Below are 18238 nucleotides of genomic sequence, written 5' to 3'. Positions count from 1 at the left end.
ATGGCGGTCGCCGCGATGCCGCTTGAGGAACTCGAGCGGTGGCTGCAGGCTCGCGTCGATCGGCATCCTGCCGCCACCAGCATTCCCATGCTCGACGGTTACGTCGCCGCGATCGTGGCTGGACCGGTGTCGATGAGCCCACTCGACTGGATCTGCCCGCTGCTCGCCATCGATGCCGATGCTTTCAACCACGGCGGCACCCCGGAGTTCGCGGCGATTTCCACCGTCGCGCTGCGTCATAACGAGATCAGCCAGACCCTTTCGACCACGCCTCGCCAATTCGCGCCGATGCACCGGCGTGAAGTCAATGGCGACATCGATCCGCGCCCCTGGTGCCAGGGTTTCTACGCCGCGATGCGGCTCAGGCTGTCGGCGTGGGCGCCGTTGCTGGACGCCAGCAACGTCAATCACGGCCAGCTTCTGACCATCCTGCTGCACTGTCGCGACGATCAGGGCCGTCCGCTGCTCGGACCGCCGCGAAGCGGCCGCGAGACCGAGGACTTTCTTCGCAATGCCCACCTCGATATCCCAGCGGCCGTCGAGGCGCTGCGCCAATACTGGATGCCGATCCGCTACGCACGCGCCCGCTGATCACTGCGAACGTGGGAGCTCTTACCGCTTACACCTGATAGAGGGCGAACTACAACCGCCTAGACCAGAGTAGGGCCGCGCGCTCATTTTTGTTGGCCGATCCGGTGCGTGACGAAGTCCTCGATCAGCGCAGTGACGGCGGCCTCAAGATCCTGGTCATCGCGGCCGGAAGCACGCAGCGCGGCCTGCAGCCGGCGCTGGTGGGCTCTCGCACCCGCAAGCTCCGAACCCCGTGACGCCGCCGAGCCAGGCTTTTGCGAGCACGGGCGGTACCTGCGGTTTCACGTCGGCCGGGCGGCGGGCGTTGCAGCACTACCCCCGCCGATCCGACGCCGTGGTGACCGTGTGACCGTTCCGACCGCGAAAATCGCCCCTTTTCCCTACAACTCCCATTTCCATGTACTTCCTTCTTCCTTTTCTCTCTTTTTCTGTTTCTACAGCTATAGAGAAGAGAACGGTCATCACGGTCATAGTTTTCAAGTCACCCTGCGGCGTCGGCATTCTGTCGATGACCGTTCTCTCATGACCGTTCTCGGGAATGACCGTTCGAACTGCCATCGGAACAGTTTCTTCAATGACAGTACTCTTCCGCATGACCGTTCTCGCTGAGCGATGACCGTTCTTATTGCCGGTCGGTCATCGGCCTAAAACCAAGAACTCACTCTTCCGCCTTTTGCGCCTTTCGCATGCTCACCACCGACGATTTTGCCTTCCATGCTTCAGGGATCAAGGTATTGATTGCCCGTTCCGGGTTGCTGGTATTGGTGGTTTTCCCCGCGAAACGATCCGACAGGACAGCGCGATCCCAGAACGTCCTCCCTGCATCATTCAGCGCGATCCCGACATAGTATCGGCAGTGCATGTCGCGTAGCTCACGGCGATCCATGCCAATGCGCGGATCGCCGAACGCAGCGAGCGCCCTGCCGATGCTCTCATTACTCGGGGTGCCGCGATCCTCACCCTTATTCTCCACGAACCAGACGGTAAACGCGGCGCAGAAATCCGGCACCGACACCCGGTGATTTGGTGAGAACATGATGCAGTCCTCGATGAACCCGGCCACAAGATTGCTGTCGCGATGGATGTCTTCCGATGCCTCCTTGATCTGATCCGTCGTTGCGATCCGACCGCGCTTGGCCGCGCGCTGCAATCCTTTGATGGCCCAATTCAACAGCCCCGGCAGTTCGGTTTGCACGATCAGCGATGACGGCTTGTCGATGCCGCGACGGCGCGCTTCCGCCGCTGCGCCGACCAGCTCGGCGTCAGGATCGAAATGACGCAGGCATTCGATGACGATGATCCGGTTGACGATGGCGCGGGTCGCTTCCTTGAACTGCGGTGGATAGTTGGTCGCCCAAAAGATCGGTGAGCGCACGATGGTCGTAAGCAACGGGCCGTTTTTGATGTTGATCGTAACCGGTTCGTGGGTAATGATTTGCTTGACGATGGAAGAGAAGTGCCACTTGCCGGATTGAAAGGCCTCGTGCAGCACCCAAGGCGCCCGCACCGTAAACTGCATCAGGCCGTGCGCGCCGTCGAGCTGATCCAGTGCGGTCGTGATCTGTGCCGGCCCAAATAACCCAGCCAGCACTTCGAGGGCGACCGACTTGCCACAGTTGCTGCCGCCCCGCAGGATCAGAGCTTTCGACATCTCGCGAGGTTTGTCATCGATCAGGGCACAGCCGAGCACTTCCTGAATGACGCCGACATGCGCGGCAGCGATTTCTTTTTCACGGTCGGAAAAGAAATCCGCGATCATGATTTCCCACCACGGGCATTCGGCGGTCGGATCGTAATCGCATTCGATCCGCCAAGAACAGAAGTCGTCGGCTTTAGCTGGCGTCAGCTCCAAGGTTTTCGGATCGATCAAGCCTGAACGCGTGGGTATCTTGCCATGTGCATCCCAAGAAATATCCTTCCGCCGCCAGACCTCGGGGTGTCTGATAATCCAGTGGCGCGTCTCGACAATTAATCTGTTCGTGCTTTTGTAGTTCATGTTACGACAGGCAATTTCGATCAGCGCATCGAGCCAGAGGGTGTCGGTTCGCAGTTGCCAGATGCCTTCGCAATAATGCCAAAGCCCTTTCGACACGCTAATGATGTCCTCGCCATCGTGACGCAGTTTGGCGATCACCGTATCGCCGATAATGTGATGTAGCGGGATCAGTGGCTCGCTGTCGTCGGGTGCGGTGTTGGTCTTTTGGTCGCTTCGCGGTGCCGGGACCGCCCTGGGTTTCTGCGGATGTTTCGCCAGCCACTTCTCGCACATGCGGCGGATGTTGCGTTCTTCGCGCTTCCAATTCCAGCGTGTGCCGTAAGGGCCAGCGGCGGCCTTGGTTGCGGCCAGAACCAGTGCAATGACTTCGTCAATTGGCACGTCAGAGCTGAGCAGCGATGCAGTGGCACTGAGCTGGGTGGCGTGAATACCAGTATCACCGCCGCCCATAAACATCATCGCGTCGAGCCGCGCCCTGACATCGACGCGCGGCTTTAAATTCCGCGTCTTCGCGTACTCGCTGAAATAGTTGGTCTCGCCCGCCGTCACTTCCTTCGGTCGTTCCTTCCGCAGCAGCACTGGCGAGGCCTCTGCCAGCCATTCTTCGAGATCGTCCAGTTCATAGCGGCGACCGTTCTGTTCGATGATCTCGACCTCGGTCCATTCGCCGTCCTTGGTGTTGTGCGTGCCGGGCAACCGCATCAGCCGCGCGACCTCGCAGCATTGCAGATCACCACCAACCAGATCGGCCAGCAGCCGCAGCGCGGCTTCGATCCGCTCCAAATTCTCTTGGGTGTCCAGTGCTTCCGTGAGCAACCAATAGCAATGCAGCCCGTGACCGGAGAATACGATGATGCTCGGCCGATATCTCAGGCGCTCGAGCTGGCGCAGAACTTCAGCCCGACCAGGATCACCGTCGAGTTGGCGGAAATCGATATCCGTGTGCAGGCAGGCGGTTTGGACGATGTTCTCTTTGGCGCGCCGCGCGCCCGGCTTGACGATGCCAGTGCAGAAGAACAGCCCACGCTTTGGCCGGTCCCACTTCGCGATAAATCTTGTGATGTGCGAGGGCACACGGGTAGCGACGTGACGTTCAGGCGGTTCGGTTTCATCGCCACGTTCATTGGGCAGTGATGAAATATATACCGGCAGCTCGGTGGTCGAGCCGAACATGGTTTCGGCGAAGTCGGCGGCGATGGTTTTGGTGTTGGCGGTCGCGTCCATGGCGGTGCGTCCTGCGATGATCGGTCATGACAGCGCGCCTTTCTGTTTGCGTTTTGCTGTTCAGCTTCGCCTGAATGCCTGCGGAGCCGGGAGAGTGTCGATTGGCGATTACCAGTTCACCCGGTGATCCGAACAATTCCACGGGCTTCCACTTCACGCCGCCATGCCAACTCACGTTCCCATGCGACATCATCGATGGGCCTCGCTGCGACTTGAGCTTTCCACCTTTCGATTTCCGCGCAGGTGGCGGCCTCGTAGCGGGCGACGATCACGTCGAGAGGTGATGGCGGTGTCATTCCAGTGCCGACCGAGCGCCACGGCACCGCACCGTTACGCAACTGTTTGATCACGTCATTGATCTCGCGACGCTGGTAACGAAACTTCTCTGGAACATCGCCGAGTTCTTTATCAGCGTTGCTCATACTCACCCGTCGCGACCCCCAGTCCCGATTGCGTTCCCCAGGCTGACATGCGAACGAACCGGCCCGCATCGCTGCGGCCTTCATCTGGCGTCCGCAATCATTCCAGAGTTTCCTTAGGGCAGAGATCGCGGCGGCGATCTCTTCGGGGCTTGCATAGAGCGACAGCTCGCGGCTCGCTGTAGGCGCGTCGTCTGTGTACGGCGTGCGTTTAATTCGCGCCCATTCCTCGCGCGACGGCCAATTGAAATTACGCGTCTTGATTGCCGAAATCGGAGAGATTATCTTCGCCTTATCCATGGACGGCACCTCCATGCCGGAAGTGTTGTGATCATCGCCTGCCGCGTTCGCCGCTAAGCCCCGCGCGGCAGGCGCTTTCATGTGTGGTGATTGGTTTCGGCGGATTCCGCCTTGCGCGCACGACGCCATTCTCGCTGGGCGGCATAGATCGCCCGTTCTGCCGGTGACAGGTACGCAACCATCAGGTTTGAATCAATTTCGGCCAGCTCCGCTTGAACATCATTCATTTTGAAGATCAGAGCCTTGATGGTCGGCCACCCCAATCTTTTGGCAGCTTCCAGCCGGTGCCATCCGGCGACCAGCCAGTAACCTCCTGCTCGCCGTGGCCGCACCAGGATTGCGTCGATTAAGCCGACGTCTCGCATCGACTGCTCCAGCAGCTCGACCAGATCGGGGCGAAAGCCGCGGAGGCGCTTTTTCTTGATAAGAATTTCGTTTACTCCGATTTGCTTCACCGCATGCGGTTGCATGGGGCGCTCTCGCGTTTGACGCCGCGCGGATTGCTTGCGTGATGGCCGATTGTATCTTGTCATGATGATTTCTCTCCCTTTCCCGTTTTCATGTTTGATGATTAGGCTTCGGCGGATTCCGCTTCGCGCGCACGACGCCATGCGGCGGCGGCTTCGCGCGAGATCAGCACCCGCGTGCCGACGCGGAACGTCGCGGGCATTTCGTTCTTGAGCTTGTAGAAAAGTTGCACGCTGATCCGATGCCGCCTGCAGAATTCCTCGATGCTGAACGCATCGGCGTCATCGACGTCGGCTGGCGGCTTGTTGTCGCCAATGACAGCGCGCGGGTTGGACGCCGGTCGAGTTGCCATCTTGCGGCCGGTAATTTCGGGGCGAGCCATTGCTATGTCCTCTCGTAGAATTGTGGAGAACAATCACCCCGAAATCGTTTTCAAAACAGAATGGGATTCCTGCGCGAGGTTTTGACGAGTCGGCGGGAGGTTTTGACGAGTCAGCGCTTCCGCTTACTCCAGATGTGCCGCCATAGCGTGCTGTCGCTGGCGTCGGTGTGCAGAAGCTTCCGCAGCGCCGGGTAGGCGTCCTCCAGCTTCGTCCCCGGATTCCTGTTCAAGAACGAGATGCCGCGCACGACCTGTTTGTCAGTGAGACGGCGCGGGCGACCGCCCTCAGACTGCTCGGGCTTAGTCGGAAACCGGGCTTTCATCTGCCGCTGTCGCTCGGCCTCGCGCTCTTGTGAGGTGATCGCGCCGGACGCCTTCTTGGCGGCCGCAAGCTCGGCACGGAAGCGAGGACCCTTTGGGACGACCTGCAGCTCGGCACGGAAGCGCGGGTTCTCCTGCAGTTCGCGGATGGCGCGCTGCTGCTCCTGCCATATCCTACGCTGCCGGTTCTGCGGCCGCTCCCGTTTGCCCTTCCGCGCCATGGTTAGCGCAGTGCGACGACGTTCTCGCCGCTCGGCAGCTCATGCTGCAGCAGCGCCCGACGCGAGATGTCGTCGCTGTGCTCGACGATGTATCGCGAATAATGCTTTTCGATCATCGCGACCGATGTATTGTGCAGCGACGCCACCAGCCTGATCGGAATGTTGGCTAAAAGCATCCTGACGACGCACGAATGTCGCAACGCGTACATCGACGCCTTGGGATCGAGATCGAGGGCAGTGACGATCTTGTCGACTTGGCGATGATAGTTCAACCCCGGATTGTCGCCCCAAGGGCTGCCGTCGCTCTGCAACAGCAGCGACGCATCGTCGGCGCGGCCTCGCGCCGCTTCCTTCAGCTTGGCCGCCAGTTCCGCGGTGATCGGCACCGAATAGCGCTCGGTCTTTTTCGCGCTACGGTTCCTGCCGCCGCCCTTGGCGCTTTTTGGCATCATTAGTTTGGGCCGCACCGGGTGATAGCGCAAATCCTCAACGCGCAGTCGGACAACTTGGCTCGGCCGTGCGCCGGTTACTGCCAACGTATCGGTCAGCAAGCCAAGCTTGGCATCGAGCGAGTAGGCTTCAGCGACGAATTCGCGCACCTCGTCGTCGGAGAGGATGACGTTGCGCACCTCTGTCGCATCCGGCAGACCGGCGAGCCCGATTTGCCATGCGTCACGGTTCTTGATGCGCTCGTCGTGCTGCGCCGCCAGCGCCAGCGCGGCGCACACACAGCGGCAGAGTCTGTTGATCGTCGCTGGCGCCATCGTGCCCAGCAGGCTGTCGCGCCATTTCTTCAGATCGGCGGCCGTGAGCAACGCCACTGGCTTGGACAACAGCACGCTGGAGAGGTGCAGGCGCGGATGCTCGGCGTTGTAGGGGTTGGCGCTGCGAGCCTTCAAATCGGCTTCATAGGCCGTGAGTGCACCGTCGATCGTGATCGGTGCGCTGTCGGCGCTGCCGTCCTCGCTACGTGCCAATCGCTTTGCCGCGTCTTGCGCCTTGTAGAACGTCAGCACGTTCTTGCCGTCGCTGTCCTCGAAATCGTCGGCCAGCGCGAAGCCCTTGGTCCAGTATGCGCCGTGGCCGTCGGTCGCCTTGAGCACCCACGTGCCGTTGGTCTTGTTGCGCCGGTACATCAGCGAAACGCCGCGTGCGAGCGACGGGCCGCTGTAGGGCCTGCGGCGGATTTTCAGTCGCAGGCGAGCGCTGCGGCTCTCCAGTGCGCTGAAGCTGACTTTGCGTGCCACGATGCTGCCCCGTTCTCGCGAAGTGTCGCGATTGTGTCTGCGAATGCTTAAGGAATCCCATGGTATCATATGGGAATAAGTTTCGCGTGATCAACGGCTTGGACATTCCACGGGGGTCTCTACAAATCCATACGGATATTTATTTTCCCCTGCGCAGGGAAAGCCGGAATGCTTCGGTTGAACCTGTAGTCCTACCCCCGTGCTTTTTGTTGCACGGGACCCATGGGTGCAACCGGCACCCGGCTTTCCCTGCGCCCTCTGCGACTTGAGAGGGTGGAAAGTAAACGCAAAGCTCGGGCAATCCAGCCGCGAGAACGCAGACTCACATCCCCTCCGCTGTTTGAAGTTTGAATCCCAACCTTCCCCAGGTCGTCCCGGGCTTGACCCGGGACCCATAACCACAGGACTTCGTCGTGTGCTCCGCTGCAACCGCTTGCTCGCGCCACAACAACTCCCTGTGGTTATGGGTCCCGTCTTTCGACGGGACGACAGCGGTGCGAGGTTCAACGGGATCGTAGGATGGGTAGAGCGAAGCGAAACCCATCATCGCACAACTTGCTCCATCGCGATGGGTTTCGCTTCGCTCTACCCATCCTACGAAATCACTGTTTGACAATGAAATCGGAACCCAATCGCCCTCATGGCGAGCAACGCCCCTACGCCGCCGCCCGCCGCCGTTCGCGCAGCGCTGCGCCGAAGGCTTCGAACAGCTTTTTGTTGATCGGGTTGCGCTGCGGGTCGTACTCCGCATGCCACTGCACCCCGAGTGCAAAGCCTGGCGCGTCTGCGATGCGGATCGCCTCGATGGTGCCGTCCTCGGCGACGCCTTCGATTACGACGCGTTCGCCGGGCGCCAGGATGCCCTGCCCGTGCAGCGAATTGACGCGGATTGTCTCGCAGCCCAGGAGTTTCGCGAACACGCCACCGGGCGTGAGCTTCACGTCATGACGGTCGGCGAACACGACCAGCGGGTCCGGATGGATCTCGCCATTCTCCAGCCGCGGCATGCGATGGTTCATGCGCCCCGGCAGTTCGCGAATCTCGGGATGCAGCGAGCCGCCAAAGGCGACGTTCATCTCCTGCAGGCCGCGACAGATGCCGAACAGCGGAATGCCGCGCGCGACGCAGGCTTCCGACAACGCCAGCGCAACCTCGTCACGATGGATGTCGTAAGGCTCGTGACTGATATGCGGCTCACACTTGAAGCGGGTCGGGTGGACATTGGCCCGCGCCCCGGTCAGGACCACGCCGTCGACCACGTCGAGCAAGGCGCCGACGTCGGTAATCTCGGGCGAACCGGCGAACATCAGCGGAACGGCGCCGGCGACATCGGTGATCGCGCGCAGGTTGCGCTCCCCAACCATCTGAACCGTGAAACGATCTTCGATGCGATGGGCGTTTCCAATCACGCCGACCACGGGCCGTCTCATTGCTCAGTGTCTCGCGTAGGAATGATTTTCTATGTTTGTCATGGTTCCAGAGGGATAATGCCCCCGACCGGACCATGGATCAACAGATTATGCTGGCGGAGCACATCGGCGCGGGACGCAGGCGCGGCGGGGGTGGCCTGCCGCCATCCCGCGGGAAGGCCTGCCGGCGGGCGGCGGCAAACCGGCGCGCGTGCGGCGGCTTGATCCCGGCGGGATTTTGGCGACAAGGTGAGAACAATCGATGCGCGAAGGAATCAATGTGAGACTACTGGGCGGCGACCACCTGCAGGCCCGCAACGATTTGGCGTGGGCGATCAGCGTCGGCGGCATCGGCATCGTGCTGTTCGCGGCGCTGCTCGCGCTCGCCTGGCAATATGCGGCGACGCTGTTCCTGATCTTCGCCGGGGTCCTGCTCGGCGTAGCTCTCAACGCCCTCACCAACCTGCTCGGCCATGGCGTCAAGCTGCCCCATGCGCTTCGGCTGACCATCGTCTGTCTGGCGCTGGCGGCGCTGCTGTCGGGCGTCGTCTTCCTCGGCGGGGCCACCATCGCCGAGCAGGCTTCCGCGCTCAGCGACACCATCAAGTCGCAACTGGTGAACGTGAAGTCCTTCCTCGAGAGCCACGGTATCGACACCAGCTACCTCGATTTCAGCAACCAGGCCGCCGCACCGACCGACTCGTCGACGCCGACGACCCCAGGCGCCGCGGCGACCCATAGTCTTCCGAGCGCCGGAGCGCTCGCATCCAGCGGCGGCGCGATCATCAGCCAGACCCTCAAGGTGCTGCTCGGCACTGTCAGCGCGGTCGGCAACTTCTTCATCGTGATGTTTCTCGGGCTTGCGTTTGCCACCCAGCCCAGCATCTACCGCGCCGGGCTGTTGTTCGTGATGCCGGCCAGGCACCGCGAGCAAGCCACCATCATCGTCGACCGCATCGGCGACACGCTGGAGCGCTGGCTGATCGCCCAGATCATCACCATGGGCGCGGTGTTCTTCGTCACCTGGATCGGGCTCTCGATCATCGGCATCCAGAGTTCGTTCATCCTGGGCATCCAGGCCGGCCTGCTCGCCTTCATTCCGACGGTGGGCGCGATCCTGGGCGGATTGATCGTGGTGCTCGCGAGCCTTGCCTCGGGCTGGATCGCAGCGCTCTCCGCCTTCGTGCTGTTCCTCGGCGTGCACGCGATGGAGAGCTACGTGCTGACCCCGATCATCCAGCGGCAGGCGCTGGATATTCCGCCTGCCACGCTGTTTGCGTTCCAGATCCTGCTCGGGGTGGTGTTCGGCGTCTGGGGGCTCGCGCTTGCGCTCCCCCTGATGGCGATCGCCAAGGTGATGATCGACCACTTCAAGGCCGAGGAGCCGCCGGTGGCGGCGTGAGGTGGCCTCAGGCCGTCACGACGATCTCGGTGTGCTCGACCTCCGGCGGCGCGGCAAAGAACGGCCCGACCAGGGCGCGCCAGGCGGCGAAGTCTTCCGAGCCGCGGAAATCGACGGTGTGGTTTTCGAGCGTCTCCCACTTCGCAACCAGCCGGTAGCGCGACGGCTTCTCGATCGACTTGTGCAATTCGAACCCCTTGCCGCCCTTGGCGCGCAGAAACAGCGGCCGCGCCTTCTCCACTGCGGCTTCGAAATCCTTCTCGCTGCCGGGCTTGACGTCGATAAGTGCAATTTCGGTGACCATTGGGCTTCTCCCTGGAAAGGGCCCGTCTCTAGCCCAGTCTATGGAAAAGAAAAAGGCGCCTCGCGGCGCCCTCACCGATACGGGATGTACCGTTACCTAATTGAACACCAGCACCGTGCCGAGGATCATCAGCGCGATGCCCAGGAACATCAGCATTGGCCAGGGGCTGCGCGGGCGGCCGTAGCGGCCTTGGGCGCGGCGCTCGGCGATCAGCGCGGTCTCGTATTCAGCCGAGCTCGAGAACAGGCAGGCGAACCCGCCGCGGGCGGTGGCGGCGGCAGCTTCGAGCGACAGCAGGGCGGATTGAGCGTTGTGAAGGCGGGTCGATTCCATACCCGGAATGATAGGAATCGAATGGTAAATGAAATCCTACCGACGTCGCTCAAATCGCTCTCACGCCGCGATCGGCGTCTCGCGCGCCTGCGGTGCGAGACCGGCAGTCTTGCGCCGCCAGTTCTCCAGCGACAGCGGCAACTCTTCCGCGGCCTCGACGCGGTTGCGGCCGCCGCGCTTGGCCTGGTAGAGCGCGGTGTCGGCGGCCGCCAGCAGCACCTCGAGCTCGGTGCCCGCCGGCCCGCCGGCAACGCCGATGCTCACGGTGGTGTCGACCGCCCCCTCGTCGCAGACAATGCCGGAGGCCTGGAAGCACTCGCGCACACGCTCGGCAGCGATCACGCCCTCCTCCAGCGAGCACGGCAGCAGCGCCGCGAATTCCTCGCCGCCAATGCGGCCGGAGAGATCGCTGATGCGGAGGTTGTTGACGACGACGGCCGAGAACAATTTCAGGATCTCGTCGCCGGCGGGATGGCCGAAGCGGTCGTTGATCGATTTGAAGTGGTCGATATCGAAGATCATCACCGTCACCGGACGGCCGGCATTGGCCTCGCGCTCGATCACCCGCGTGCAGGCCTCGGCAAAGCCGCGGCGGTTGAACATGCCGGTCAGGGGATCCATCGAGGCCGCCGTCTTGTGCGCGGTCACCTCGCGGTCCGATACCAGCATGAAGATCACGAACACCGTGCCGATCGCATAGAGGATGAGCTCGACCGAGAACACCGTCACCCAGGTGCTGCTGCCGAAGGCCGCATCGTGCGGGCGCAGGAAACTGCCGACCAAAATCGGCAGCAGCAGCACGCAGCCGTGCAGCACGGGCACCGCGAGCGCGGGCCAGCGCCGCTGCGTCGCGCGCCGCCGCTCGCGCCACAATTCGGCTGCCGTGAGGCATGCGTAGATCGCGATGATGGCAGCGCCGATGGTCAGCTTCAGCGTGGGCAGCTCGGGCGGCAAGGCCAGCGCGGCGCCGACCCATCCGATCGCGCCGAGCACGAGACCGGCGATATTCGGCTTGCGGCCATGAAACACGCGTGCCGCGTTCCACACCATGCCGCAGGCAATGAAGCCCGCTGCATTCAGCGCCAGCGAGGCGATTTCGCCAAGCATCGAGCCCGCGATGGTCGATGCCGCCACCGCGGCAGCACCGAGAAGATACGCGCTGCCCCACCACTTCAACGCCGGAATCTTCTCCTGATTGCCGAAGAACAACAACATGGCGCCGAGCATTCCGGCCACCATTGTGGCAAACAGATAAAGCGTCGAAATATCGAACGACATGAGCCCCGCCTGGTGCGTGTGATGAAAGCGTGTGATGCCACGTTCTCAAGGGCGCGATCCGAAAAGGATAGCGCGCCGTTAATGCTGCTCAGGCTATGCGTGGCGTGTTGGCAATCCGTTTGCGTGCACACAAAAGTTTTCGGGAAAAACTGCGACAATTGATGTGCAAAGGCGCCGCAAAAAGGGCGCCTCGCGGCGCCCTTCGCAATTGGTGCAAATTGCAGTGAAGCGGTTAGCGCTTCGAGAACTGGAACGACTTGCGCGCCTTGGCGCGGCCGTACTTCTTGCGCTCGACCGTACGCGAGTCGCGGGTGAGGAAGCCGCCCTTCTTCAGGACACCGCGCAATTCCGGTTCGAAATTGGTCAGCGCCTTGGAGAGGCCGTGGCGCACCGCACCGGCCTGGCCGGACAGGCCGCCGCCGGTGACCGTGCAGATCACGTCATACTGGCCGGCGCGGGCGGCGGCGACCAGCGGCTGCTGGATCATCATCCGCAGCACCGCACGGGCGAAATAGACTTCGACGTCGCGGGTGTTGACGGAGATCTTGCCGGAGCCGGGCTTGACCCAGACGCGGGCAACCGCGTCCTTGCGCTTGCCGGTGGCGTAAGCGCGGCCGTACTTGTCGATCTTCTTCACATATTTCGGCGCCTCGGGAGCCGCCGGCTTGAGCTGCGCAAGCTGACCGAGAGACTGCATGGTATCGGACATCTTATGCGGCCCTCATGTTCTTGCGGTTCTGCGAGGCGAAATCGATCTTCTCAGGGTTCTGCGCTTCGTGCGGATGCTCGGCGCCGGGATAGACGCGCAGATTGCCCATCTGCATACGGCCGAGCGGGCCGCGCGGGATCATGCGCTCGATGGCCTTCTCGACCACGCGCTCGGGGAAGCGACCCTCGAGGATCTGCTTCGCGCTGCGCTCCTTGATGCCGCCGATATAGCCGGTGTGCTTGTGATAGACTTTCTGGTCGCGCTTGCGACCGGTCAGCACGACATGGGCGGCGTTGACGATGATGACGTTGTCGCCGCAATCGACATGCGGCGTGTAGGTGGGCAGGTGCTTGCCGCGCAGGCGCATCGCGACCATGGTAGCGAGCCGGCCGACCACCACACCCTTGGCGTCGATCACGACCCACTTCTTCTGCACCTCGGCGGGCTTGGCCGAAAAGGTTTTCATGTGAGCTGTCCGTGGAAAGGAGTTTTCGGCGCAAAACGCTGCGCCGGATTGGCGGCTTTCTAGAGAAGCGAATGAAATTCGTCAACGCCGACCGGAGCGATTTATTCCAGTTAAAACAATACCTTAAAAATAAGGTGCAATAATACCTTCAGAAACTCGATTTATTTGGAATGGAATAGGTCGCCGTCACATGCGCTATTGGATCCGGAGAATCGCCCGAAAGCAGGTTGACCTCCCCGACCGCCAGCCGCTTGCCGAGCTTCAGCAGCCTACCCGCCGCCAGCACGTCCCGCCCCGGCTGGCCCTTACGGAGGAAATTGATGTTGAGATTGGTGGTGACCGCCAGGCCAACCGGGCCGATTGCCGATAGCACCACCACATACATCGCGAAATCGGCCAGCGCCATCAGCGTCGGGCCTGAAACCGTGCCGCCCGGCCGTAGCATCCGCTCGCTGTAGCGCTGGCGCAGAAGGCAGGTCTCGCCGTCGGCGCTCTCGATGACGACCTCGTTCCCGCTGAACGCCTGGGGAAACTCCTCGCGCAGGAACTTCTCCAGTTCAGCCACGCTCATTTTCGCCGGTGCCATGCCGTCCCCGCCCTCGATTCAGTCCGCGTGTTACATTAAGTTGCGGCCAAGCCTTAATTGACAAAAAGCCTTAGTGGAAATCTGGAGATGCCCCAAGCCGCCCGTGCCGTCGCGCCGCAATCGCCGATCCTCCTGCGGGAGCAGATCGGCAGCATCGCCGTGCTGACGCTCAATCGCCCCGCCGCGCGCAACAGCCTCTCCGAAGGCCTGATCGCCGCGCTGCATGGCGCGCTCAAGGAGATTCATGACGACCGAGCCGTGCGCGGCGTGGTCATTGCCGCCAACGGTCCGGCCTTCTCGGCCGGCCACGACATGAAGGAACTCACCGCGCGCCGCAGCGACGCCGATCGCGGCCGCGCCTATTTCGCTGAGATCATGAATGCCTGCAGCGCCATGATGCAGGCGGTCGTGCACCTGCCGAAGCCGGTGGTCGCTTCCGTCCAGGGCATCGCGACCGCTGCCGGCTGCCAGCTTGTCGCAAGCTGCGATCTCGCGGTCGCCTCTGAGAATGCGGCTTTCGCGACACCCGGCGTCGATATCGGCCTGTTCTGCTCGACGCCGATGGTGGCGCTGTCGCGCAATGTCCCGCGCAAGCAGGCCATGGAGATGCTGCTCACGGGCGAGCCGATCTCGGCCACGACCGCGCAGGCCATCGGCCTCATCAACCGCGTCGTGCCTGCCGGCACCGAACGAGAGGCCGCGATTGCGCTGGCGCAAAAAGTGGCGCTGAAATCCGCCTATACTGTGAAGCTCGGCAAGGAAGCGTTCTACCGCCAGGCCGAGATGACCCTCGCGGACGCCTATCGCTACGCCGCCGAGGTGATGACCGAAAACATGATGGCGCGCGACGCCGAGGAAGGCATCGGCGCCTTCATCGAGAAGCGCGAGCCGAAATGGCAGGATAGATAGTTTCCGTCGCCAGGGACTCGACGTCACACTCCGTCATTCCGGGATGGTGCGCAGCACCAGACCCGGAATCTCGAGCTTCCGGGTTCGATGCTGCGCATCGCCCCGGAATGACAAACCGGATACAAGATGAACCACGACACCTACCCCGATAATTACATCCGCGGCATCCTCAACGGCGTGAAGTCGATCGCGATGGTCGGCGCTTCACCGGTCAATGTGCGGCCGAGCTATTTCGCCTTCAAATATCTGGCGGAGCGCGGCTACGACATGATCCCGGTCAATCCCGGCCATGTCGGCAAGAGCCTGCTCGGCAAGCCTTTCGTCGCGTCGCTCGCCGACATCGGACGTCCGATCGACATGGTCGACATCTTTCGCAACTCCAGCCACATCATGCCGGTTGTCGAGGAGGCGCTCAGGCTGTCGCCATTGCCGAAGGTGATCTGGATGCAGCTCGGTGCGCGCGACGACGCGGCTGCCGCAAAGGCCGAGGCTGTTGGCATCAAGGTCGTGATGAACCGCTGCCCGAAGATCGAGTATGGCCGGCTGTCGTCGGAGATTTCCTGGATGGGCGTGAATTCTCGGACGCTGAGTTCGAAGCGCGCGCCGGTGCCGACGCAGGGCATGCGGCTGTCACTCAATCGGATGAGCGTCGGCGGCGGCGAAACGGCGGCTTCCGATCGCGCCGCGAAAAACAAGACCGAACTTTCGTAATGCAATCGCGAAACGTTCGTTTCGATATCGCGGCATAACGAAGCACGGACTTTCCAACACCAAACGCGACGACGAACTCGCCTTGACGACCGACGCGGCGGCCATCAGCATGCCGCGCATTTTATTTCCGACTTAAACACAGGACACTCAGAATGACCGATCGCCTTCCGGGATTTTCGACCCTCGCCGTGCATGCCGGTGCGCAGCCCGATCCCACCACCGGCGCGCGGGCGACGCCGATCTATCAGACGACGTCATTCGTGTTCAACGACGCCGACCACGCGGCCTCATTGTTCGGCCTGCAGTCGTTCGGCAACATCTATACCCGCATCGGCAACCCGACCAATGCGGTGCTGGAGGAGCGCGTCGCCGCACTCGAAGGCGGCACCGCGGCGCTCGCGGTCGCCTCGGGACACGCCGCGCAGGTCGTGGTGCTGCAGCAATTGATGAAGCCCGGCGACGAGATCATCGCCGCGCGAAAACTCTATGGCGGCTCGATCAACCAGTTCACCCACGCCTTCAAGAGCTTTGGCTGGAACGTCGCCTGGGCCGATCCGGACGAGATCGAAAGCTTCGAGCGCGCGGTGACGCCGCACACCAAGGCGATCTTCATCGAATCGATCGCCAATCCCTCCGGCAGCGTCACCGATATCGAGGCGATCGCTGCGGTGGCGCGCAAGGCCGGCGTGCCGCTGATCGTCGACAACACGCTGGCAACGCCATATCTGATCAAGCCGATCGACCACGGCGCCGACATCGTCGTGCACTCGCTGACCAAGTTCCTGGGCGGCCACGGCAACTCGCTCGGCGGCGTCATCGTCGATGCCGGCACCTTCGACTGGTCGAAAGACAACAAATATCCGATGCTGAGCGAGCCGCGGCCGGAATATCACGGCATCAAGATCCAGGAGACCTTCGGCAATTTCGCCTTCGCGATCGCCTGCCGCGTGCTCGGCTTGCGCGATCTCGGCCCGGCGCTGTCGCCGTTCAACGCCTTCATGATCCTGACCGGCATCGAGACGCTGCCGCTGCGCATGCAGAAGCATTGCGACAACGCGAAAGCGGTCGCGGAATTCCTGGCCGGCCATCCCGCGGTGGCGTCGGTGAATTACGCGGGGCTACCCAGCGACAAGTACAACAATCTTGCGCGCAAATATGCGCCGAAAGGCGCGGGCGCCGTGTTCACCTTCAGCCTCAAGGGCGGCTATGACGCCGGCGTCAACCTGGTGTCGAACCTGAGATTGTTCTCGCACCTCGCCAATGTCGGCGATACCCGCTCGCTGGTGATCCACCCGGCCTCCACCACCCACAGCCAGCTCGACGATGCCGCGAAGATCAAGTCTGGCGCAGCCCCGGACGTGGTTCGGCTTTCGATCGGCATCGAGGACAAGGACGACCTGATCGCCGACCTCGACCAGGCGCTGCGGGCTTGATGCCTGCTCGTCATTCCGGGATGGTGCGCCTGCACCAGACCCGGAATGACCTGATCTCATTAACGGTCATTCCGCTATAAGGTGGCATTCTGTCGCCCTCTCGATTCGGAGACGACGATGCTGCGCTCGATATTGCTCTCCTCGATCGTCCTGTTTGCGATTGATGCCGCTGCCGCCGCCGACGGCCCGGTTGCTACCAAGCGCGCGGCCTACCGCGCCGCCCGCCAACTGCCGCCCGGCCTTCCGCGCCCGCACTACAAGTACCGGACGTCAGTGACATCAGCCCCCTACGTCCGCCGCGGCCGCCAGATCGTCGTAGCCGAACAGGAACCGGACGTGCTGTTCACGCCGGCCGCCGTTGTGCCTTACGTGCCGTTCGTCAATGGCGAGCCGATCCTGCCGGGCTCGTCCGGCCTGCCCGGCTATTACGGCAATCACTTCTCCTACAGCTATGACGGTCCGTATTATGGGGGGCCCTACTACGGCGGTCCCTACTGGAATCGCCTGCCGTACGCCTGCGGCGTTTACGGCTATTGCTAGCCCCGACAGGACGCCCGCGTGGCAAAGGCACTGCGAAAAGCCGAAACATCGATCGACGCGACCACCGCTGACCTCGTCGCCGTCCTGGTCGCGGTGACCGAGGGCGAGCCCAAGATCATGACGATCGCGAACGCGACCGCGCTGCCGAGCGGTCCGTTCCAGTTCGGGCACCGCTCGCTGCAGACCGGTCTGCGAGCCTGGGTCGAGGCGCAGACCGGACACCCGCTCGGCTATGTCGAGCAACTCTATACCTTCGCCGACCACGGGCGCACCGGCGACGCCAGGGCGCCGCATCGCATCTCGATCAGCTATCTGGGTCTTACCCGCGAGGACCAGGTCAGGGAGGATTCCCAGGCTCATTGGTCCGGCTGGTATGAGTATTTCCCGTGGGAAGATCATCGCGCCGGAACCCCGCCCCTGATCGCAAAGATCGTGGCGCCCAAGCTGCGCGCCTGGGCAAAATCGGCGGAGAGCACCTCCGTGCAGAAGGCCCGCTCGCAGCGCGCCGCCATCACCTTCGGCCTCGATGACCGCGCATGGAATGAGGAACTGGTGCTGCAGCGTTACGAGCTGCTCTACGAGGCCTCCCTGATCCCCGAAGCGGTTCGGGACAAGCGCGCCGGAGAAGCCGCAGTGCCCGGCCGCGCGATGATATCGGATCATCGCCGCATTCTGGCCACCGGCATCGCGCGGCTGCGTGCCAAGATCAAATACCGGCCGGTCGTCTTCGAGCTGATGCCGGCCGAATTCACCCTGCTGCAACTGCAACGCAGTGTTGAGGCCCTTGCAGGCCGCACTGTGCACAAACAGAATTTTCGGCGCCTGATCGAGCAGCAGGAACTCGTTGAAGAGACAGGCGCAATGGCCGCCGAGACGGTCGGCCGCCCCGCCAAGCTGTTCCGCTTCCGTCACGGTGTTGTGGCCGAACGGGCCGTCGCCGGCACCAAGCTCCCGCTCTCGCGCTCTTGACTTCCATTATGCTCAGGATA

At 62.5% G+C, this 18238-nt stretch carries 22 protein-coding genes; 8 read left to right on the top strand and 14 right to left on the bottom strand.

The features are described 5' to 3' along the window. Positions 1-591: UPF0149 family protein (locus tag ACZYOF_RS24430; RefSeq protein ID WP_455998985.1), on the top strand; the 591-nt coding region annotated here is incomplete at its 5' end. Between the two features lie 104 nt (positions 592-695). Further along, the gene (locus ACZYOF_RS24425; protein WP_463717388.1) at positions 696-827 is read left to right on the top strand and encodes a hypothetical protein; all 132 of its coding nucleotides are present in this window, start codon (positions 696-698) and stop codon (positions 825-827) included. A 76-nt stretch (positions 828-903) separates the two neighbouring features. On the opposite strand, the gene ACZYOF_RS24420 is transcribed toward ACZYOF_RS24425, so the two are convergent. The 8 genes from ACZYOF_RS24420 to ACZYOF_RS24385 form a co-directional block, all read right to left on the bottom strand. Further along, entirely contained in the window at positions 904-1185 is a 282-nt protein-coding gene (locus ACZYOF_RS24420) for a hypothetical protein (RefSeq protein WP_463717387.1), read from the bottom strand. A 64-nt stretch (positions 1186-1249) separates the two neighbouring features. Further along, a complete protein-coding gene (locus ACZYOF_RS24415) occupies positions 1250-3811 on the bottom strand; it encodes a DNA-primase RepB domain-containing protein (protein ID WP_463717386.1) in 2562 nt (853 codons plus the stop codon). A gap of 116 nt (positions 3812-3927) precedes the next feature. Beyond that, positions 3928-4530 carry a hypothetical protein gene (locus ACZYOF_RS24410; protein ID WP_463717385.1) on the bottom strand — a complete coding sequence of 201 codons (603 nt, stop codon included), beginning with the start codon at positions 4528-4530 and terminating at the stop codon, positions 3928-3930. Positions 4531-4607: 77 nt separating this feature from the next. Then, the gene (locus tag ACZYOF_RS24405; protein ID WP_463717384.1) at positions 4608-5000 is read right to left on the bottom strand and encodes a ParB N-terminal domain-containing protein; all 393 of its coding nucleotides are present in this window, start codon (positions 4998-5000) and stop codon (positions 4608-4610) included. 101 nt (positions 5001-5101) lie between these two features. After that, positions 5102-5380, bottom strand: a complete 279-nt coding sequence (locus tag ACZYOF_RS24400; protein ID WP_463717383.1) for a hypothetical protein — start codon at positions 5378-5380, stop codon at positions 5102-5104. Between the two features lie 110 nt (positions 5381-5490). Beyond that, positions 5491-5922: a hypothetical protein gene (locus tag ACZYOF_RS24395; protein ID WP_463717382.1), complete on the bottom strand. Its 432-nt coding sequence runs from the start codon at positions 5920-5922 to the stop codon at positions 5491-5493. Between the two features lie 2 nt (positions 5923-5924). Next, positions 5925-7169, bottom strand: coding sequence for a tyrosine-type recombinase/integrase (locus ACZYOF_RS24390; RefSeq protein ID WP_463717381.1), 1245 nt, complete (start codon positions 7167-7169; stop codon positions 5925-5927). A 656-nt stretch (positions 7170-7825) separates the two neighbouring features. Beyond that, entirely contained in the window at positions 7826-8599 is a 774-nt protein-coding gene (locus tag ACZYOF_RS24385) for a gamma-glutamyl-gamma-aminobutyrate hydrolase family protein (RefSeq protein WP_463717380.1), read from the bottom strand. Positions 8600-8840: 241 nt separating this feature from the next. Between ACZYOF_RS24385 and ACZYOF_RS24380 the strand changes: the two genes are divergently transcribed. Continuing rightward, on the top strand, positions 8841-9980 hold the full coding sequence (locus ACZYOF_RS24380; protein ID WP_463717379.1) for an AI-2E family transporter: 1140 nt from the start codon (positions 8841-8843) through the stop codon (positions 9978-9980). A 7-nt stretch (positions 9981-9987) separates the two neighbouring features. On the opposite strand, the gene ACZYOF_RS24375 is transcribed toward ACZYOF_RS24380, so the two are convergent. The 6 genes from ACZYOF_RS24375 to ACZYOF_RS24350 all read right to left on the bottom strand — a co-directional run bounded on the left by ACZYOF_RS24375 (position 9988) and on the right by ACZYOF_RS24350 (position 13656). Further along, positions 9988-10284 (bottom strand): antibiotic biosynthesis monooxygenase family protein, encoded by a 297-nt coding sequence (locus tag ACZYOF_RS24375; RefSeq protein WP_028162832.1) that lies wholly within the window; start codon positions 10282-10284, stop codon positions 9988-9990. Between the two features lie 96 nt (positions 10285-10380). Further along, positions 10381-10617: a hypothetical protein gene (locus tag ACZYOF_RS24370; protein ID WP_130582825.1), complete on the bottom strand. Its 237-nt coding sequence runs from the start codon at positions 10615-10617 to the stop codon at positions 10381-10383. Positions 10618-10677: 60 nt separating this feature from the next. Continuing rightward, positions 10678-11895, bottom strand: coding sequence for a GGDEF domain-containing protein (locus ACZYOF_RS24365; RefSeq protein ID WP_463717378.1), 1218 nt, complete (start codon positions 11893-11895; stop codon positions 10678-10680). A 232-nt stretch (positions 11896-12127) separates the two neighbouring features. Then, the gene (gene rpsI, locus ACZYOF_RS24360; protein WP_463717377.1) at positions 12128-12604 is read right to left on the bottom strand and encodes a 30S ribosomal protein S9; all 477 of its coding nucleotides are present in this window, start codon (positions 12602-12604) and stop codon (positions 12128-12130) included. Between the two features lies 1 nt (position 12605). After that, positions 12606-13070, bottom strand: coding sequence for a 50S ribosomal protein L13 (gene rplM, locus ACZYOF_RS24355; RefSeq protein WP_130582828.1), 465 nt, complete (start codon positions 13068-13070; stop codon positions 12606-12608). Between the two features lie 148 nt (positions 13071-13218). Continuing rightward, on the bottom strand, positions 13219-13656 hold the full coding sequence (locus ACZYOF_RS24350) for a PaaI family thioesterase (protein ID WP_463717376.1): 438 nt from the start codon (positions 13654-13656) through the stop codon (positions 13219-13221). A gap of 87 nt (positions 13657-13743) precedes the next feature. Here ACZYOF_RS24350 and ACZYOF_RS24345 point away from each other — a divergent pair, with 87 nt between their 5' ends. From ACZYOF_RS24345 to ACZYOF_RS24325, 5 genes are all read left to right on the top strand, one after another. After that, on the top strand, positions 13744-14565 hold the full coding sequence (locus ACZYOF_RS24345; protein ID WP_463717375.1) for an enoyl-CoA hydratase: 822 nt from the start codon (positions 13744-13746) through the stop codon (positions 14563-14565). A 126-nt stretch (positions 14566-14691) separates the two neighbouring features. Continuing rightward, complete coding sequence (locus ACZYOF_RS24340; RefSeq protein WP_463717374.1) at positions 14692-15276, top strand: CoA-binding protein; 585 nt, start codon at positions 14692-14694, stop codon at positions 15274-15276. 152 nt (positions 15277-15428) lie between these two features. Beyond that, positions 15429-16709, top strand: coding sequence for an O-acetylhomoserine aminocarboxypropyltransferase (locus ACZYOF_RS24335; protein ID WP_130582832.1), 1281 nt, complete (start codon positions 15429-15431; stop codon positions 16707-16709). A 117-nt stretch (positions 16710-16826) separates the two neighbouring features. Continuing rightward, positions 16827-17249, top strand: coding sequence for a hypothetical protein (locus ACZYOF_RS24330; RefSeq protein ID WP_463717373.1), 423 nt, complete (start codon positions 16827-16829; stop codon positions 17247-17249). Between the two features lie 18 nt (positions 17250-17267). Next, a complete protein-coding gene (locus tag ACZYOF_RS24325; RefSeq protein ID WP_463717372.1) occupies positions 17268-18218 on the top strand; it encodes an NUDIX hydrolase in 951 nt (316 codons plus the stop codon). Positions 18219-18238: the final 20 nt, after the last annotated feature.

This window comes from Bradyrhizobium sp. LeoA1Lang (assembly GCF_055413685.1).
The sequence above is the reverse complement of the archived record's forward strand: the minus strand, read 5'-3'. Positions and strand labels throughout refer to the sequence as shown.

Bases quoted from the DNA above. Each gene is read 5' to 3' on its own strand.
- ACZYOF_RS24330 (WP_463717373.1), top strand. From the start codon at position 16,827: ATGCTGCGCTCGATATTGCTCTCCTCGATCGTCCTGTTTGCGATTGAT.
- rplM (WP_130582828.1), bottom strand. From the start codon at position 13,070: ATGAAAACCTTTTCGGCCAAGCCCGCCGAGGTGCAGAAGAAGTGGGTC.
- ACZYOF_RS24340 (WP_463717374.1), top strand. From the start codon at position 14,692: ATGAACCACGACACCTACCCCGATAATTACATCCGCGGCATCCTCAAC.
- rpsI (WP_463717377.1), bottom strand. From the start codon at position 12,604: ATGTCCGATACCATGCAGTCTCTCGGTCAGCTTGCGCAGCTCAAGCCG.
- ACZYOF_RS24405 (WP_463717384.1), bottom strand. From the start codon at position 5,000: ATGCAACCGCATGCGGTGAAGCAAATCGGAGTAAACGAAATTCTTATC.
- ACZYOF_RS24415 (WP_463717386.1), bottom strand. From the start codon at position 3,811: ATGGACGCGACCGCCAACACCAAAACCATCGCCGCCGACTTCGCCGAA.
- ACZYOF_RS24385 (WP_463717380.1), bottom strand. From the start codon at position 8,599: ATGAGACGGCCCGTGGTCGGCGTGATTGGAAACGCCCATCGCATCGAA.
- ACZYOF_RS24420 (WP_463717387.1), bottom strand. From the start codon at position 1,185: ATGCGGAAGAGTACTGTCATTGAAGAAACTGTTCCGATGGCAGTTCGA.
- ACZYOF_RS24350 (WP_463717376.1), bottom strand. From the start codon at position 13,656: ATGGCACCGGCGAAAATGAGCGTGGCTGAACTGGAGAAGTTCCTGCGC.
- ACZYOF_RS24335 (WP_130582832.1), top strand. From the start codon at position 15,429: ATGACCGATCGCCTTCCGGGATTTTCGACCCTCGCCGTGCATGCCGGT.
- ACZYOF_RS24375 (WP_028162832.1), bottom strand. From the start codon at position 10,284: ATGGTCACCGAAATTGCACTTATCGACGTCAAGCCCGGCAGCGAGAAG.
- ACZYOF_RS24380 (WP_463717379.1), top strand. From the start codon at position 8,841: ATGCGCGAAGGAATCAATGTGAGACTACTGGGCGGCGACCACCTGCAG.
- ACZYOF_RS24365 (WP_463717378.1), bottom strand. From the start codon at position 11,895: ATGTCGTTCGATATTTCGACGCTTTATCTGTTTGCCACAATGGTGGCC.
- ACZYOF_RS24370 (WP_130582825.1), bottom strand. From the start codon at position 10,617: ATGGAATCGACCCGCCTTCACAACGCTCAATCCGCCCTGCTGTCGCTC.
- ACZYOF_RS24410 (WP_463717385.1), bottom strand. From the start codon at position 4,530: ATGGATAAGGCGAAGATAATCTCTCCGATTTCGGCAATCAAGACGCGT.
- ACZYOF_RS24400 (WP_463717383.1), bottom strand. From the start codon at position 5,380: ATGGCTCGCCCCGAAATTACCGGCCGCAAGATGGCAACTCGACCGGCG.
- ACZYOF_RS24395 (WP_463717382.1), bottom strand. From the start codon at position 5,922: ATGGCGCGGAAGGGCAAACGGGAGCGGCCGCAGAACCGGCAGCGTAGG.
- ACZYOF_RS24345 (WP_463717375.1), top strand. From the start codon at position 13,744: ATGCCCCAAGCCGCCCGTGCCGTCGCGCCGCAATCGCCGATCCTCCTG.